At 48.4% G+C, this 15,252-nt stretch carries 15 protein-coding genes; 9 read left to right on the forward strand and 6 right to left on the reverse strand.

The window, feature by feature from the left end; translation table 11 throughout:
- Positions 1–27: 27 nt before the first annotated feature.
- The 3 genes from ABEB26_RS14645 to ABEB26_RS14655 all read right to left on the reverse strand — a co-directional run bounded on the left by ABEB26_RS14645 (position 28) and on the right by ABEB26_RS14655 (position 3,710).
- The gene (locus ABEB26_RS14645; protein ID WP_345722774.1) at positions 28–1,422 is read right to left on the reverse strand and encodes a glucose-6-phosphate isomerase; all 1,395 of its coding nucleotides are present in this window, start codon (positions 1,420–1,422) and stop codon (positions 28–30) included.
- A 103-nt stretch (positions 1,423–1,525) separates the two neighbouring features.
- Complete coding sequence (locus tag ABEB26_RS14650) at positions 1,526–1,834, reverse strand: hypothetical protein (protein ID WP_345722775.1); 309 nt, start codon at positions 1,832–1,834, stop codon at positions 1,526–1,528.
- Between the two features lie 187 nt (positions 1,835–2,021).
- Positions 2,022–3,710: an ABC1 kinase family protein gene (locus tag ABEB26_RS14655; RefSeq protein ID WP_345722776.1), complete on the reverse strand. Its 1,689-nt coding sequence runs from the start codon at positions 3,708–3,710 to the stop codon at positions 2,022–2,024.
- A gap of 335 nt (positions 3,711–4,045) precedes the next feature.
- Between ABEB26_RS14655 and ABEB26_RS14660 the strand changes: the two genes are divergently transcribed.
- Positions 4,046–4,681 carry a class I SAM-dependent methyltransferase gene (locus tag ABEB26_RS14660; RefSeq protein ID WP_345722777.1) on the forward strand — a complete coding sequence of 212 codons (636 nt, stop codon included), beginning with the start codon at positions 4,046–4,048 and terminating at the stop codon, positions 4,679–4,681.
- 55 nt (positions 4,682–4,736) lie between these two features.
- Here ABEB26_RS14660 and ABEB26_RS14665 read toward each other — a convergent pair whose 3' ends face one another.
- A complete protein-coding gene (locus ABEB26_RS14665) occupies positions 4,737–5,891 on the reverse strand; it encodes an acyl-CoA dehydrogenase family protein (protein ID WP_345722934.1) in 1,155 nt (384 codons plus the stop codon).
- 193 nt (positions 5,892–6,084) lie between these two features.
- On the opposite strand from ABEB26_RS14665, the gene ABEB26_RS14670 reads away from it, so the two are divergent.
- The 8 genes from ABEB26_RS14670 to pepF all read left to right on the forward strand — a co-directional run bounded on the left by ABEB26_RS14670 (position 6,085) and on the right by pepF (position 13,944).
- Complete coding sequence (locus ABEB26_RS14670) at positions 6,085–6,978, forward strand: thioredoxin family protein (protein ID WP_345722778.1); 894 nt, start codon at positions 6,085–6,087, stop codon at positions 6,976–6,978.
- A gap of 101 nt (positions 6,979–7,079) precedes the next feature.
- Positions 7,080–7,670 carry a hypothetical protein gene (locus ABEB26_RS14675; protein ID WP_345722779.1) on the forward strand — a complete coding sequence of 197 codons (591 nt, stop codon included), beginning with the start codon at positions 7,080–7,082 and terminating at the stop codon, positions 7,668–7,670.
- Positions 7,671–8,392: 722 nt separating this feature from the next.
- Complete coding sequence (locus ABEB26_RS14680; RefSeq protein WP_345722780.1) at positions 8,393–8,956, forward strand: hypothetical protein; 564 nt, start codon at positions 8,393–8,395, stop codon at positions 8,954–8,956.
- Positions 8,957–8,965: 9 nt separating this feature from the next.
- Positions 8,966–9,547 carry a hypothetical protein gene (locus tag ABEB26_RS14685; protein WP_345722781.1) on the forward strand — a complete coding sequence of 194 codons (582 nt, stop codon included), beginning with the start codon at positions 8,966–8,968 and terminating at the stop codon, positions 9,545–9,547.
- Positions 9,548–9,628: 81 nt separating this feature from the next.
- A complete protein-coding gene (locus ABEB26_RS14690; RefSeq protein ID WP_345722782.1) occupies positions 9,629–10,780 on the forward strand; it encodes a lipocalin-like domain-containing protein in 1,152 nt (383 codons plus the stop codon).
- 46 nt (positions 10,781–10,826) lie between these two features.
- On the forward strand, positions 10,827–11,324 hold the full coding sequence (ruvC, locus tag ABEB26_RS14695) for a crossover junction endodeoxyribonuclease RuvC (protein ID WP_345722783.1): 498 nt from the start codon (positions 10,827–10,829) through the stop codon (positions 11,322–11,324).
- Positions 11,325–12,083: a hypothetical protein gene (locus tag ABEB26_RS14700; protein ID WP_345722784.1), complete on the forward strand. Its 759-nt coding sequence runs from the start codon at positions 11,325–11,327 to the stop codon at positions 12,081–12,083.
- A 43-nt stretch (positions 12,084–12,126) separates the two neighbouring features.
- The gene (gene pepF / locus ABEB26_RS14705) at positions 12,127–13,944 is read left to right on the forward strand and encodes an oligoendopeptidase F (RefSeq protein WP_345722785.1); all 1,818 of its coding nucleotides are present in this window, start codon (positions 12,127–12,129) and stop codon (positions 13,942–13,944) included.
- A 271-nt stretch (positions 13,945–14,215) separates the two neighbouring features.
- Here pepF and ABEB26_RS14710 read toward each other — a convergent pair whose 3' ends face one another.
- The gene (locus tag ABEB26_RS14710; protein WP_345722786.1) at positions 14,216–14,731 is read right to left on the reverse strand and encodes a hypothetical protein; all 516 of its coding nucleotides are present in this window, start codon (positions 14,729–14,731) and stop codon (positions 14,216–14,218) included.
- A gap of 47 nt (positions 14,732–14,778) precedes the next feature.
- Positions 14,779–15,252, reverse strand: coding sequence for a GNAT family N-acetyltransferase (locus ABEB26_RS14715; RefSeq protein WP_345722787.1), 474 nt, complete (start codon positions 15,250–15,252; stop codon positions 14,779–14,781).

The following is a 15,252-nucleotide window of genomic DNA, read 5'->3' on the forward strand; positions in this document are numbered from 1 at the left end:
TAACATGGCAGGTCTGATCGATCAATTTTAGATGATAAATTCGCTGCGGCTGCGACCACGAGCTTGTTCAATTTCGTGGCGGCGAGCATCGTAGCCTTCGCGGCCCATCAAGGCGTAGGTGGCGATTTTGCCAGCCTCAACCCCTGGTTGATCAAAGGCGTTGATGTTGTACAACTCGCCAGCAAAAGCGGTTTGCATTTCGAGCATGTAGTAGAACTGACCAAGCGTATAGGCATTGACTGCTGGGAAATAGTGAGCCATGCTCGGGCGGCCAGCTTCGGCAATTGCCAACTGGGTTGCTTCGCCTTCGGCCTTGAGCAATTGGCTAAAGCTCTTGCCATCGAGATACGAAAGTTCGTTGATATCGGGGTAGGCATTACTCAACGGTGCTTCCAGTTGGAACTGCTCGACAAACAAGAAGTGCATTAATTTATCGAATGGCCCTTCGGCATACAATTGCACTTGCGAGTGTTGGTCGGTTGCGCCCAACGATTTGATTGGTGTAGGCCCAACATTGACCACATTTCCAGCCCGATCAACTCGCTTGCCCAAACTTTCAGCCCACAATTGGCGGAACCAATCGGCTACATCGCGCAAACGCTGAGCATAGGGCATCATCACAACCATATTCTTGCCCTTTTTATCAAGCAAAAATTGGATTAATGCACACATTGCGGCGGGGTTTTTGCGTGGGTCACGCTCTTGGCTGCGTTTGTCGGCGTAGGCTGCGCCAGCCAACATTTCATTAATATCAATCCCCGTAACTGCTGCTGGGAACAACCCAACAGCACACAGCTCCGAGAAACGCCCGCCAACGCTGGCTGGCAATGGCAAGGTTGGATAGCCTTCACGATCGGCGATTTGGCGCAAAGCTCCCTTTTTGGGATCAGTCGTCAACACCAAGTGATCAATCAATTTATCCTTGCCGAGGCGTTTGGCCAAGGCTTCGCGGAAGTAGATGAAAGATGCCATGGTTTCGGCAGTTGTACCCGATTTGGTAATCACGTTGAACACCGTGCGCTCAAGATCAAGTACATCGAGCAAGCCAGCATTTAACTCGGGGTCAACATTATCAGGCACAAACAAAGTGGGACCACGGCGCAATTCACGTGGCAAATTATTATAAAATGGGTGCTGGAGAGCCGTTTGGGTTGCAATTGGGCCAAGCGCTGAGCCACCAATGCCCAAAACTACCAAAGTATCGGCGCGAGCACGCACAGCTTGGGCTTGAGCAATAATTTCGCTGGTATCTTGGTAGGGCAAATCCATCCAGCCGAGATCGGCGCGTTGAGCATAAACAGCCTCAATCGCGGCGGCGGCATGGGGCAATGCTGCCTCAATTTCAGCCTCAGTTAATCCATGTTCACCAATCACATCGGCCATCACATTGTTGTAATCAAAGCGAATAGCTTGAGTACTCATGACACTCCTTATTGTTTGCGAAATTGGGTCTTTGTCGTAGGCTGCGGCGGTGCAGTTGCAAGGCTTCGTTGCCCAGCGGCCAACTTTGCCCATCGTACCACACTCAACGGGTGCTGGTGGTAGTATTCTCTTCACCAGCTACAAGCGTGCCACCATTAATCTCACAATTGAGCAATTGGCGTTTAGCGCTAAACACCGCCTCAAATTCGATTCGACTGTAGCAGCGATCATCAACCAAGGTTTTGCGCACGAACAAATTCTCATCGTCGTCGCGCTGTGAAAGATCGTTGCGGCTATCGATCCGCACCCGGATTACGCTGCCACAACGTTTGCAACGCACCTGAAAATAAATTCCCGCATCGCTGGCAGGTTGGCTGCTGCCGCCACCAAAAAGCTTACGAAAAAAACTCATGAGTACTCCCTGAGAGAAGGCAAAAGTCAAAAATCAAAAGTCAAAAGCCCATAACCTCATCGTAACAATCTGTGCTAATCTGTGGCTACAACAAAGATCATTCGTGCAATTCGTGGCTACAACAGCCTTCGTATTCTTCGCATTCTTCGCGATTTCAATCCTTCGTGCTCTTCGTGCCCTTCGTGGATCAAATATCTTTAAAGCGTGGCAACAAGGCCCAAACCAACAAACCACCAGCCAGCCACCACATCCAAGGGTTGTCAATCTGCATAGTTTGCAAAATACTCGCGCTGATCATCAGGGCACTGGCGGCAATGCCTGCGGTGAGCCGGCTAAATGCTCGTTCGATCCGTTTGGTGGTACGCTCTAGTTTCACAATTTCGGTGCGCACTTGCAAATCGCCTTGGGCAGCTTTGGCATAAAATTGTTTGGCATGGCGCGGAATTTGGCTGAGATCAGTGATTAATTCGCGGCCTTCGTTAATCACCCGCTCACGCAGATCGCGGCCACTGGTTTGCTCACGAATAAAACGCAAGGCAAAAGGCTTGGTCACGCTGAAAATATCAAAATCTGGCGCTAAACCAGCCGCTACGCCACCAATAATTCCTACCGTGCGCCCCAAAAATAGCAATGATTGGGGCAACTGAAACGGCAAATCATACAGCAATTCGCTCAATCCGCCGACAAAACCTTCAACATCAATTTGCTGGAGTTCGCGAATCGTGCGGCCATAGGTGTAGGAAAACCAAATTTCTAAGGCTTGGCGCAATTGCTGATCGTTGGCGTTGGGCATGACCACGCCAATCGAGCGTGCGCCGTCGATCATGCGCTGTGGTTCGCGCATCACCACGCCAGCCGCAATCGTCGCGAGGCCATCCATCACACTTTGGGGAATCGAATCGACCATGCCAAAATCGAGGAAGGTGATTACAAAGGGCTGTTTGCCATTTGCCAAACGTTCGCCAACAGGTCGTACAAATAAATTGCCTGGGTGCGGGTCGGCATGAAAAAAACCATCGGTAAAGCATTGTTGCAAATAGGCCAAATACAGCTTTTCGGCCAAATCCAGCCGATCAATTCCGGCGGCATCGAGCGCAGCATATTCGGAAATTTTAATGCCCTCGATCCGCTCCATCACCAAAATGCGCTCAGTTGAATAATCACGCTGAATTTTCGGGACATAAATGTGATCGTTGCCAGCAAAATTACGCTGAAAGCGCTCGGCGTGATCGGCTTCGCTCAGGTAATCGAGTTCGCGCAAAGTGATCCGCGAAAATTCTTCGATCAGTGCAGGTAAATCGGTGCGGCGGCGAATCGGGCCATAATATTGCATCCAACTAGCAACCCAACGCAGCGCAGCAATATCAATTTCGACGAATTGCTCAATTTGTGGGCGTTGAATTTTGATGGCAATTGGTTGATCGCCGTGGAGCGTGGCAAAATGCACTTGGCCAAACGACGCAGCAGCGATTGGCTCGCGCTCGAACGTGCTAAAAATCTGGTTGAGTGGTTGGCTTAATTCATGTTCGATCGTGGCTTGGATCAAGCGAAATGGTACGGGCGAAACTTCATCTTGCAAGCCGATCAAATCTTCAACCACGGCTGGCGGCAGAACATCAACCCGCGTTGAAGCAAATTGCCCAAGCTTGATCATTACGCCGCCGAGATCGATCGCCAAATCGCGAAAACGCCGCGAAAACCGCCGATAGCGCTCGATCCGCGTGCGATCCGCGTACCAGCGAAACCAAAACTGTCGTCCAAGCAACAGATCCCAGACGATAATATGGGCGACTAAGCGCACAAAAAACCACGCGACGCGGAAGAAACGGCGGCGGCGTGGAACATTCGGCAACGACACCAACTCAGTTTTACTCATACTCGGTATTATAGCAGGCCAGCGCGGCCAGCGTTAGGGATTAGAGTTCAGGAGTCAGGGGCTAGGGTTCAGGAGTCAGGGCGTTTAACGCAGAGGCGCAGAGATGATGTAGGGGTCAGGGGCTAACGATCAGGAGTGAGGATTGCTGATTGGGCGAGCTAATGCAAACCTGACCCCTCGTCCCTGACTCCTGACCCCTCACCCCTTCGCGCTCTTCGTGCTCTTCGTGGATCAATGATGCAGTTTGATGCTACACTGAGTGCTGGCAATTAATCTGCTCAATCAGCGTCAAAACCATAGAGAACTGTAAATTATCAATTGAAAGGGTTGTTCCAATGCCCGATGGAAATGCTTACGATCAGGCCTATTATGCCATGTCGCGGCCTGAGGCTGGGCGCAAAAGTCTGGTTGATACCTTACGCGATCGCTATATTCGTCGCCATGTGTTGCGCTTTCGCCAAACTGGGCGATTGTTGGATATTGGCTGTGGTTTAGGTTTATTTTTGCAATCGATGACCCCGCCGTTTGAGCCATTTGGCACTGATATTTCAGCCTATGCCGTGGCTCAAGCCCAGCAACGCCTGCCCCAAGCCAAATTATTCGTTGGCAGCATTTTGGATGGAATCCCATTTAGCGTTAATTTCGATGTGATTACCGCGATCAATGTGGTTGAACACTTGGAGCAGCCTGCCTTGGCAGTCGCCGCGATTCGCGAACGCTTACAATTGGGTGGTTTGTTTGTGGCGCACTTGCCCACCATCGGCAATCGTTTGCAAGCGCGGATTTATCGTGGCTCGTATGATGCCGACCCAACCCATATTTATCGGCCAAGTGGCCGTGAATTTCGCGGGATGGCTGAGGCAGCAGGTTTTAAAACTGTGTTTGAAACCTACTCGCCATTTGCCCCAGCCGTGGTATGGCGTAATTTGCCTTGGCATCCAGCCTATTTGGCAATCTTTCAAGCTCGCTAAATCAAAATAATGCACATCCATCGCGTTTGTTGTTGATGGATGTGCATTATTTCAACTAACCACGTTTGCGCAACAAGCCAGCATATTTGGCAATAATTCCTAGCATAATTTCATCAGCGCCGCCGCCGATTGAAAGCAAACGCGCATCGCGAAAATAACGCGCCATCGGATATTCTTCAACATAGCCCATGCCGCCGTGGAATTGTAAACATGTATCGGCAACTTCGCGAGCCAAACGTCCAGCCTTGAGTTTAGCCATCGAAACTTCTTTGGTGATGTCATGACCAGCCAAAAGCAAACGGGTGCAGTGATAATTGAGTTGACGTAACGCCTCAATCTCGGTCAATAATTCAGCTAAACGAAAATGAATATATTGATTGTCGATTAAAGGTTTGCCAAACGTTTGACGCTCACGGCAATAGTGGCTGGTCATTTCAACGATCCGTTCCATTGCTGAAACTGCTGAAACTGAACCAATTAAGCGCTCTTTTTGAAATTGCTGCATTTGCAACACAAAGCCTTGGCCTTCTTCGCCGATGCGGTTGGTAACTGGTACACGCACATTGTCGAACGCCAACAACGCCGTATCGCTGGAATGATTGCCCAATTTCTCTAGTTTTTTGGAAACATGAAAGCCTGGCGTGTTGGTTGGGACGATCAGCAGCGACATGGATTTATAGCCAGGTTCATCACTGGTACGGGCCAGCAAGGTAATAAAATCGGCCTGTGTGCCATTGGTGATCCACATTTTATGGCCGTTGATCACATACTCGTCGCCATCGCGCACCGCCCGCGTGCGAATCGCCGCCACATCAGAGCCAGCATCAGGCTCGGAAATTGCCACCGCCGCGATCATTTCGCCGCGAATTGCTGGAGCTAAAAATCGTTGACATAACTCTGCGCTGCCAAATTCGGCCAAGGCAGGTGTAGCCATATCGGTATGCACCGCAATCGCCATGGGCACGCCGCCACAGTGCGCGTAGCCTAATTCTTCAGCCAACACCACGTTATACCAATAATCTAAGCCTGCGCCGCCATAGGCTTCAGGGTACGAAACGCCCAAGGCACCTATTTCGCCTAATTTTTTGAATAAAGTATGGCCTGGAAAAGCCCGCTCATGCTCCCATTGCTCGACAAAGGGGTTAATTTCGCGCTCGACAAAACGACGAATGGTTTGGCGAAACATCTCATGCTCAGCGTTGAAATACAGTGACATTACAGCCTCCTTGCTTTGGGCATCGCAATCGTAGCTCGATTGTAGCATAGGGCTTGTTGGGCTTTAGCTGGATGGCTCGGTTGCTCAACTGATAGCCGCAAATCAAATTTGTGCTAGAGTGAATAGCGTCAGGGTTTCGGCGCTGGCAACTATTTAAACAGATACCTAATCTATGAGGAGCAATTGTATGCAGCGCTGGTGGCGGGTTCTCTATGGTGTGATTATTGTTGGTTTGGTGGGCTGTGGTGTAGCTACACCAACCGCAACTCCGGTGGCCAAAAGTCGCGTTCAGGCAGTTTTGGCGGCTTCCAATTTGGTCGTTGGCCCAAATCGTTTGCCAATTGGCTTGATCGTCGATGGCTCACCGATTAACGACCCCAATGTGCAAGTCAAATTGCGCTTGTATTATCTTGATGGAACCGATGCTGAGAAAACCCAAGTTGCCGGTGAAGGCAGTGCCGATTACTTTGGCCAAGGCTTGCCCGCTGGCATCTATGTGACCTACCCTGATTTTAAAAAAGCTGGCGATTGGGGGGTTGAGGTTGAGGCGACGTTGCCAGGCAAAGAGCCAACCGTCAGCACCTTGCGGCTCTCGGTTTTGGCCCAAGATCCTACACCTGCAATTGGTAGCAAAGCGATTGCAGTCGATACGCCAACCGTCAAAACTGCGCCTGATCTGAGCCAAATCAGCTCTGATCCAAAGCCAAATCCGGCCTTGTATCAATTGAGCATTGCCGATGCGATTAAGAGCGGCAAGCCCACCGCAATTTTATTTGGCACGCCAGGCTTTTGTAAAACCGCTACCTGTGGCCCCAGCGTCACAGTTTTGGGTAATTTACAGCAAACCTATGGCGAAAAGATGAATTTTATCCATGTGGAAGTTTATAAGTTCCCATTTAGCGAATCAGTTCAAGCCAACCCACCGTTGTTAGTGCCAGCTATGGCCGAATGGCGCTTGCCGAGCGAGCCATGGTTGTTCTTGCTCGGCAAAGATGGCACGATTGTCAATAAATATGAGGGTGGAATTACCACTGAAGAGCTTGGCCCGATGATTGATACCATCTTAGCCCAAGGGATTTAGCCCGAATACGTGCAGCAGTAGTGCAACCGCGTTGCTGCTGCAACCTTGTTTATACCCCAACGTAAATAATCACGATTCTGATGAGTAATGAGAGAACACCCATGCAATCTTCGCTGATTAAACAACGTTTACGTGTGCCCTATTATCGCTGGCAGATTGTTGCTGTCTTTCTGTATTTTATCCTGGCAGTTATGAATTTATTTATGCCAACGCGGTCGAGCATTCGTCTCATTGCAGACTGGAATATGTTTTTATATCCGATCCTGCTGGTTCAATTTGGGATGAATGTTATTTCTTATCTCGATCTGAGTGCTCGCGGCTTGGTGATGCGGCGCGGTTGGCAACGCTTTGAAGTTAATTGGGCGCAAATTGAATCGTTTGGGATTGGCACAATTGGCCGACGACGCTATCTGCCGTATATTATTTTGCACCAGCCGATTAAAGGCTTACCACGCGTGAAATTAAAGGAACTAACGCCAGAACAACAACAGCGTACATTAACCTTGGAAGGCTGGGATAACCCCGAAATTATTGCTAAGGCCTTACATGCTAGTCTTGCATCTACGACCGATCAATGGCAGGTGACTCCCGATTTTTCCAAAAGCCTGAAATTTTTTTATTCGTATCAAAAAATGATTGCTTGGGCAACGCTGGTTGTTATATTAATTTTTGTTTATTTATCCTTTTTATAGAAAGTAAATTATGAATCCTAGAAAATTTAGACCTAAGAATTTCAGATCTTATGTATCAGTTTCTTTGTTTATGTCATTTATGTCGCTCTATTGGATATATCAAGGCCTGTCTGATAATTGGATTTCGGTAATGCTTAACTCAGTGGTTGCTTTATATTGTGTTTTTGAGGCAAATACGTATTTGATTGTTGATTCAGAAGGATTATCTATTCATCGAATATTTAGAGATCGGATACATCTAGCCTGGAGCGATATAGCTGAAAAACAACATTTGAATATAGGCAAATATACCCTAGATTATCTTTTATTGAACGTACCAAATCCGTCAATCAAAAGTCTCAATTCGAATCAAATCCCGAAGGAGCTACGATCAAGCATTTTTAGGCTCGATCTATGGGAGCGATCGAGCGAATTGATCGAATTGATCCAACCACAACTCGCAACCGAACCTAGATCAAATCAAGTTTTTGTGCCGTTCAATCATATAGATCAAACAAGAATAACCAGAATTTCAATCTTAGTTATCCTTGTCGCATTTGCTGTAGCAGCTTTTACAATCTGGAGACTTTTTGCTGGATAGATTGTTAGCGGTAGTAATTGTAACTTTTAAAGAACTTCCTGTGTAGTATCTAAGTATTCAGTTGCTAAGTATAATATTCCATAGCAACGGCTAAGCCTATACTATATTTCACTTATTATTAGATTGACAAGGAATTAAATAAATGCAACCAATTATCTTCAGAGCACGTAATTACAAGCGGCAATTATTCATAATGTTATTTTCCGGATGTATAATGATTGCCATTCCAATTATATTTAAAGTAATCTTTGATATGAAAAGATTTCCAGTATTTTTTGTCATTATGGGGATACTATATTTCTATGGGGCAATCAGTGACTACCGCAGAGAGTTAATTATTGACGATCAAGGGATTACAGTCAAAAGATTGTTCAATCCCAGCAGAACTGCCGAATGGAAGGATATTTCTGCTATCCAATATTTTATGTTTTTCAATCGACCAATTGAATATATCCTTTTTGATCGTGATGTGCAGTTATTAGATGCGCTCTATCCTTCGATTGTGCCAAAACCATATCATCGACGTGTATTGCTCTTAAATGAATGGGATAATTATGAGCAAATCAAGCTGCTAGCTGAGCAAAAAATGCCATCGTTGGCAAATAAAGATTTGATTGTACCATTTACGTTTAGTTTATCAAGCTTCATCAAACAAGTGCTGGTGTATGGAGTAATTCTTATTCCAATTATTATTATTTGGGGCTGAGATCTGACAATGCAACAATATTTATTAACCGTTCGACCACGTTATTGGTGGGCAACCTTGGTTTCTTTAGTGCTGGCAAGTGGCGTGATTATCAATGCAATGATTCAAGCACTAACAACCCCAAATGTTGAGTTCAGCCCTGCTCTATTGGTGTTTGTTGGATGGATTGCATGGGCTGCGCGTGGCTTGAATCAGTTTATCCGTGTAACTGAGCAGAGTTTGATTATCAAACATTCGGGCAAGCCATTGACGATTGATTGGGCCCATGTTGCTGGAGTTGGAACATTGCAAGGGCTTATGGGCATTGCCATGCCCTATCTGATTTTAAATCAACCCTATGCCAATTTGCCAGAGCCAAATCTACGCAGATTCGCCAGTGCCAATCTACATGATGAGATTGTGATTATCAATCCGCTCCACTGGAATAACACTGCCAAACTTTGGCCGTTGATTCTGCACCATGTACCTGCCACCAATCAATATCAAGTGCCGTTTGATTTTAGTGCTACACCAAAGCTTGAACGCCGAATCATCGGAATATTTGTTGGTATGCTCTTCGTGACAATGCTGCTGTTGTATTGGCTGTTTTAGAGCGATTTTCGTGATACGATTGCTATATGACGCATCCAGCATTGGACTGGATGCGTTGCTGTTTTCAAGGAGTAGTATCGTATGCGAATACGTTTGATATTAAGTTTATTGGTGATTGTTGGCTTGCTCGGCGGCGCTGCTTGGTGGGTATTGCAACCAAACCAAACCCAAATTCAAGCCTCGATCAGCGCGGTCGGCATGCTTAATCAAGCTAGTCAAGGCAATTATACTCGTGCAACCGCGCCACGCCCATTTGAATTCCCCACCGATCATGGCTCGCACCCAGGCTATCGGACGGAATGGTGGTATTACACTGGCAATTTGGCGAGTGCTGATGGCCAGCGTTTTGGCTTTCAATTGACCTTTTTTCGCTCGGCGGTAACCGACCAAGTAATTAGCCGTACCGCCAGTTTGGCCACCAGCGATATTTATATGGCCCACTTCGCCTTGACCGATGTCGCCAATCAACGCTTTTATGCCTTTGAACGCTTTATGCGCGGTAATCCGCAATTGGCCAATGCCACTGGCGATCCCTTCAAGGTTTTTGTCGAGGATTGGCAAGCGGTTGGTAGCGGCTCCGAAGGCATGATCATGCAACTCAAGGCTCAACAAGCCCCAGTTACGCTTGATTTAACCCTTGAATCGAGCAAAAAACCAACCTTGCAAGGCGATCGCGGTTTGAGCCAAAAAGGTACTGAGCTGGGCAATGCCTCGTATTATTATTCGCTAACCAACATGACCACCACTGGCACATTGCAGATTGATGGTCGCGAAATTGCGGTCACTGGCAAGGCTTGGATGGATCACGAATGGGGCACAAGTGCCCTCGAAGATCAAGCAGTGGGCTGGGATTGGTTCTCGATCCAGCTTGATGATCAACGGGAAATAACCTACTTCAATATTCGCAATGCTGATGGCTCGATTAGCCCCTATTCAACGGGCACATTAACCTTAGTCGATGGTACAACCCGTAAGATTGACCGTGATAGCCTCAAGCTAGAGGTATTACGCCAATGGCAAAGCGATCAAGGGGTGCAATATCCAGCCCAATGGCGCTTGAGCTTACCCAGCGAGCAGCTTGAATTGACGATTACGCCCCAAGTTGCCAACCAAGAACTGCCATTAACCGTGCGCTACTGGGAAGGTACGGTCTCAATCAGTGGTAACGCGACAGGTTTTGGCTATGTTGAATTGACGGGCTATGGCGATACTGGGCGTGGGCGTGCCGAATAAGCGAAAGCCGTTATAATGCAATCAGCATAATCATTGAGGATCAGCAATGCGGATTATCGGGATCGATCCAGGCACGGCAATTATGGGTTGGGGAATTATTGATGGCGATGGCAGCGATTTGACCATGGTTGCCTATGGCGCGTTTACCACGCCCGCCAAACAGCCGCTGCCCGATCGCTTGGTGAGCATTTACAATGATTTAGCCCATGTTTTGGCGCACTATCGGCCTAACGTTGCCGCAGTTGAAGAATTGTTTTTTGCCAAAAATGTGACAACTGCGATGGCCGTGAGCCATGCGCGTGGGGTGGCCCTGTTGGCCTTGCGCCAAGCCAAATTGCCAATTTTTGAATATAAACCGTTGTCTGTGAAACAGGCCGTGGTCGGATACGGCAACGCCGACAAACAGCAAATGCAACATCTGGTGCAAATGACCCTCGATTTGGATCATATTCCCAAGCCCGATGATGCCGCTGATGCCCTTGCCGTTGCGATGTGCCACGCCTACGCAGCACCGTATCTTAACCGCATTCAGGAGGATTCCTAGATGGTTCGTCGGCCAGATCTTGAAGAAGTCAGGGTTAATACCTTTTTAATTGCAGATACCGCCATGATTCCGATTTTACGCGGTGAGGGCACGGTCAATGGGCATTCATTTACCCTAACCTCAGCCCGTGGTCAAGGCTTAATTGCCCGTTTGCGCACCCGCAACTACCGCGTGGTTACGCTCAAAGATAAGATCAATCGTCTAACAGAATTGCCAACCGTCGAAGCTCCGGGCAATTTGTTACAAATCGAAACTGGTGCACGCGATCAATGGTTCCACTTTGATAGCGATACCTTGACATGGCAAGCAGTTGAGGCTCAAACCAATGGCTCGCGCTTATTTGTAGCCTTTGAAGAACATCGGGTGGCGCGACGGCGGCGTTCGCGTACTAGCGGCGATTATTTTCGAATTGAGCGCTTGCCTAATGGCACGCCCCAATTAACCCCGCTCAAGGAGGATACGGCGCTATTGTTGGGCTATGCTCACGCCACTTACGAAGCCGATATTGAAATTGATAATACGGCGAATGCTGATGGTAGCTATACGTTGCCAGTTGAATTTAGCTTGCCACCTGCCTACCGCACAATGCTTGAGTTGTTGGCCGAAAGCCACGACAAACAAACAATGCACTTTTCGGCGGCTGGCTGGCCGCTCGCTGTGCGCCTTTTACATCGCCTGAATCTCCGCCCTGCGAACGGTGACATTGAGGATGATTTTGGCGATGATCACGATGATTTTGATGATGATGACGATGAATAATCGTTGCCAATTGCAATAGCCTGTGTGTTGAAGGAGTTTTGGAATGACAACCGCTGCAACAGTGCCAACCCGTCAGGAAGTAGCCCTCGCCGATACCTGGGATGCAACCAAAGTTTTTGCTTCTGATGCTGAATGGGAACAAGCACTTGATGCCTATGCCCAATCGATTGCCGACATTGAGCAATACCAAGGCCGTTTGGCTGAAGGCGCAGCAACGCTTTTAGCGGCGCTGAATTATTCCGATCAGCTCAACGAGCGGGTTGGCAAGCTCTATATTTATGCCAGCCTGTTTTATAGCGTCGATACCACCGACCAAGTAGCCAAAGCCAAAATGGATCGGGTGTTGGGGGTTTATTCGCGCACCATGGCTAGTTCGGCGTTTATCGAACCAGAAATTATTGCGATTGGCTTTGCAACGCTCAAGCAATGGCAAGCAGAAAACGCCGATTTGGCCCGCTATGGTCAATATTTTCATGATGTTGAGCGGCGGCAAGCTCATGTGCGTTCAGCCGAAGTTGAGCAAGTCTTGGGCTTGGTTAGCGATGCCTTCGATTCAGCCAACTCGACGCATCGCATTTTGACCGATGCTGATTTGGCATATCCCGCAGCCCATGGCGCTAATGGGCTTGAATTAGAGCTAACTCAAGGCACAATTGGTCTGTTGGTCACCGACCCTGATCGTGAAGTTCGACGCACAGCCTTTGAAAACTACAGTGATGCCCATTTGGCCAACAAAAATACTATGGCTAATTGTTTGGCAACTTGTGTTAAGCAGCATGTTTTCAATGCTCGCGTGCGCAACTATAGTTCAGCCTTGGCCGCCGCACTTGGCGAAAACAACATCCCAACCGATGTGTTTCATCAATTGGTGGCCACGGTGCGCAAAAACTACCCGACCTGGCATCGCTACTGGCGCTTACGCCGCCAAGCCTTGGGCTATGATCAATTGTATGTCTACGATATCAAAGCGCCATTAACCACCAAAAAGCTTGAAATTCCTTACACCGAAGCCGTCGATTGGATTGTTGCGGGCATGCAGCCGTTGGGCGAAGGCTACACCAGCGTGGCCAAACGTGGCCTGTTGGAAGATCGTTGGGTCGATATTTACCCCAACAAAGGCAAGAGTGCTGGGGCGTTTTCGAGTGGCTGGAAAGGTACGCCGCCCTATATCTTGATGAATTACAACAACGATATTTTTGGTATGAGCACCTTGGCCCACGAGCTTGGCCACTCGATGCACTCATATCTAACATGGCAAAACCAACCAACGATTTACAGCAACTATGGCTTGTTTGTGGCCGAAGTGGCTTCAAACTTTAATCAAGCTTTGGTGCGCAACCACCTGTTTAATACCAACCAAGACCCCGATTTCCAAATTGCCTTGATCGAAGAAGCCATGAGCAACTTCCATCGCTATTTCTTCATCATGCCAATTTTGGCCCAATTTGAGCTGGAAATCCACGAACGCGGCCAACGGGGCGAACCATTAACCGCTGCGACCCTCAACGGCATCATGTTTGATCTGTTCCGTGAAGGCTATGGCGAGGAAGTTGTGCCCGATGCCGAGCGTATGGGAATTACTTGGGCAACCTTCTCAGGCCATATGTATGCCAACTTCTATGTTTATCAATATGCCACAGGGATTGCCGCAGCTCACGCGTTGGCTGAAGGCGTGTTGGCGGGCAAGCCCGATGCTCAAGCCAACTATTTGGCCTTCTTGAGTGCTGGTAGCTCGTTAGCACCATTGGATGCGCTGAAATTGGCTGGGGTCGATATGACTTCCGCTGAGCCAGTTGAAGCAGCCTTCCGCGTGCTGGCTAGCTATGTTGATCGCCTAGAACAATTACTTGGCAATCAATAATGCCCTCACCCCAACCCCTCTCCCACAGCGGGAGAGGGGCTTTTTGATCTGATTTTCCCCTCGCCTCGCTTGGCGGGGGGTAGCTTCCAAGGATAGGTTTTAACCCTCATCCCAACCCCTCTCCCACAGCGGGAGAGGGGCTTTTTGATCTGATTTCCCCCTCGCCTCGCGTGCGGGAGAGGGGGGCAGGGGGTGAGGGCATGCAAGTCGGCTGCGAATTCCACTCAACCATTATTAACAACCTACCCTTGTGAGGATAGGGGTAAGGGAATTAGCTCAACGAACGTTTGAGATTGCTGTAGAAGCCATAACCAGCCCCCAACAAACCAAAGCCCATGGTCAAGAGATGATTTTTGTCCATCAACCAATCCTTGGTTGGCAGCACCTCTAAAACAAAGGAAATAGCCGTTCCCACTGGAATATTCATGTCGCGCTGCATAAACATCACAGTGCTAATAATCGTGCCAAGTTCCAACGAGAGCAAGGTAAATAGAATTGCTGGAACAACCAATGAAAAGAGCACAGCTTTGGCAACCGGCTTGCGCAGCGGCGAAATCATGGCATAGGAAATCCCCATGCCAATCAAAATTGCCACATACACAAAAATTCGTTCGGTGAAGTAGGCCAATAAGCCCCAAACAATCGCGCCTAAAACGACTGCTCCCAAACCAATCAAGAGTGCTTTAGCTTTGCTGCCGCCAGCTTGCTGATTGGTCGGTGCGCCTGGGTAATTTGAATGTGGTGGCAATTGAAAACTGCCTTGGGGTGGCATTTGTGGTTGAGACATTGCGTTATCCTCCTAAAATAAGAACATTCCTCTAACCCGAACGATGATTAATCAAGCCGTAGCACATATTCGGCCACGTCACTGTCCCGACCATGCGCAAAACCCGTATCTTGGCCGATAATTTGAAAGCCAGCTTTGGTTAGCACTCGCAGTGATCCATGATTATCTTGCACAACCCGCGCAAACAAGGGCCGCGTGGGAATTTCGTTGAGCAATAATTGGACTGCTTGGCTTGCCAGCCCTCGCCCCCAATAGGCGCGATCCAGCCAATAGGTCAATTCTGGCTCGCCAAATTGTTTAAATTGGGCAATATGGCCAATCAGGTTCTGATCCCAGATAATTGAGCGTTTGATGATCCGATCATCAGCCATAATGTTGTGCCAATGAGCTTGGAAGGCAGCATAATCGCTGGGATCTGCGGAGGTAAAGGCAGCCATGTGAATTGCCACTGGATCTTGTTGCTGCTCGAAAAAGCTGGCAAGATCAGCCTCTTCAATTGGGCGTAAATACAATTCTGGCAT

Origin of the sequence: Herpetosiphon gulosus (assembly GCF_039545135.1) — a bacterium.
In the GTDB taxonomy this organism is placed as follows: domain Bacteria; phylum Chloroflexota; class Chloroflexia; order Chloroflexales; family Herpetosiphonaceae; genus Herpetosiphon; species Herpetosiphon gulosus.

Bases quoted from the DNA above. Each gene is read 5' to 3' on its own strand.
- ABEB26_RS14645 (WP_345722774.1), bottom strand. From the start codon at position 1,422: ATGAGTACTCAAGCTATTCGCTTTGATTACAACAATGTGATGGCCGAT.
- ABEB26_RS14650 (WP_345722775.1), bottom strand. From the start codon at position 1,834: ATGAGTTTTTTTCGTAAGCTTTTTGGTGGCGGCAGCAGCCAACCTGCC.
- ABEB26_RS14655 (WP_345722776.1), bottom strand. From the start codon at position 3,710: ATGAGTAAAACTGAGTTGGTGTCGTTGCCGAATGTTCCACGCCGCCGC.
- ABEB26_RS14660 (WP_345722777.1), top strand. From the start codon at position 4,046: ATGCCCGATGGAAATGCTTACGATCAGGCCTATTATGCCATGTCGCGG.
- ABEB26_RS14670 (WP_345722778.1), top strand. From the start codon at position 6,085: ATGCAGCGCTGGTGGCGGGTTCTCTATGGTGTGATTATTGTTGGTTTG.
- ABEB26_RS14675 (WP_345722779.1), top strand. From the start codon at position 7,080: ATGCAATCTTCGCTGATTAAACAACGTTTACGTGTGCCCTATTATCGC.
- ABEB26_RS14680 (WP_345722780.1), top strand. From the start codon at position 8,393: ATGCAACCAATTATCTTCAGAGCACGTAATTACAAGCGGCAATTATTC.
- ABEB26_RS14685 (WP_345722781.1), top strand. From the start codon at position 8,966: ATGCAACAATATTTATTAACCGTTCGACCACGTTATTGGTGGGCAACC.
- ABEB26_RS14690 (WP_345722782.1), top strand. From the start codon at position 9,629: ATGCGAATACGTTTGATATTAAGTTTATTGGTGATTGTTGGCTTGCTC.
- ruvC (WP_345722783.1), top strand. From the start codon at position 10,827: ATGCGGATTATCGGGATCGATCCAGGCACGGCAATTATGGGTTGGGGA.
- ABEB26_RS14700 (WP_345722784.1), top strand. From the start codon at position 11,325: ATGGTTCGTCGGCCAGATCTTGAAGAAGTCAGGGTTAATACCTTTTTA.
- pepF (WP_345722785.1), top strand. From the start codon at position 12,127: ATGACAACCGCTGCAACAGTGCCAACCCGTCAGGAAGTAGCCCTCGCC.
- ABEB26_RS14710 (WP_345722786.1), bottom strand. From the start codon at position 14,731: ATGTCTCAACCACAAATGCCACCCCAAGGCAGTTTTCAATTGCCACCA.
- ABEB26_RS14715 (WP_345722787.1), bottom strand. From the start codon at position 15,252: ATGCCAGAATTGTATTTACGCCCAATTGAAGAGGCTGATCTTGCCAGC.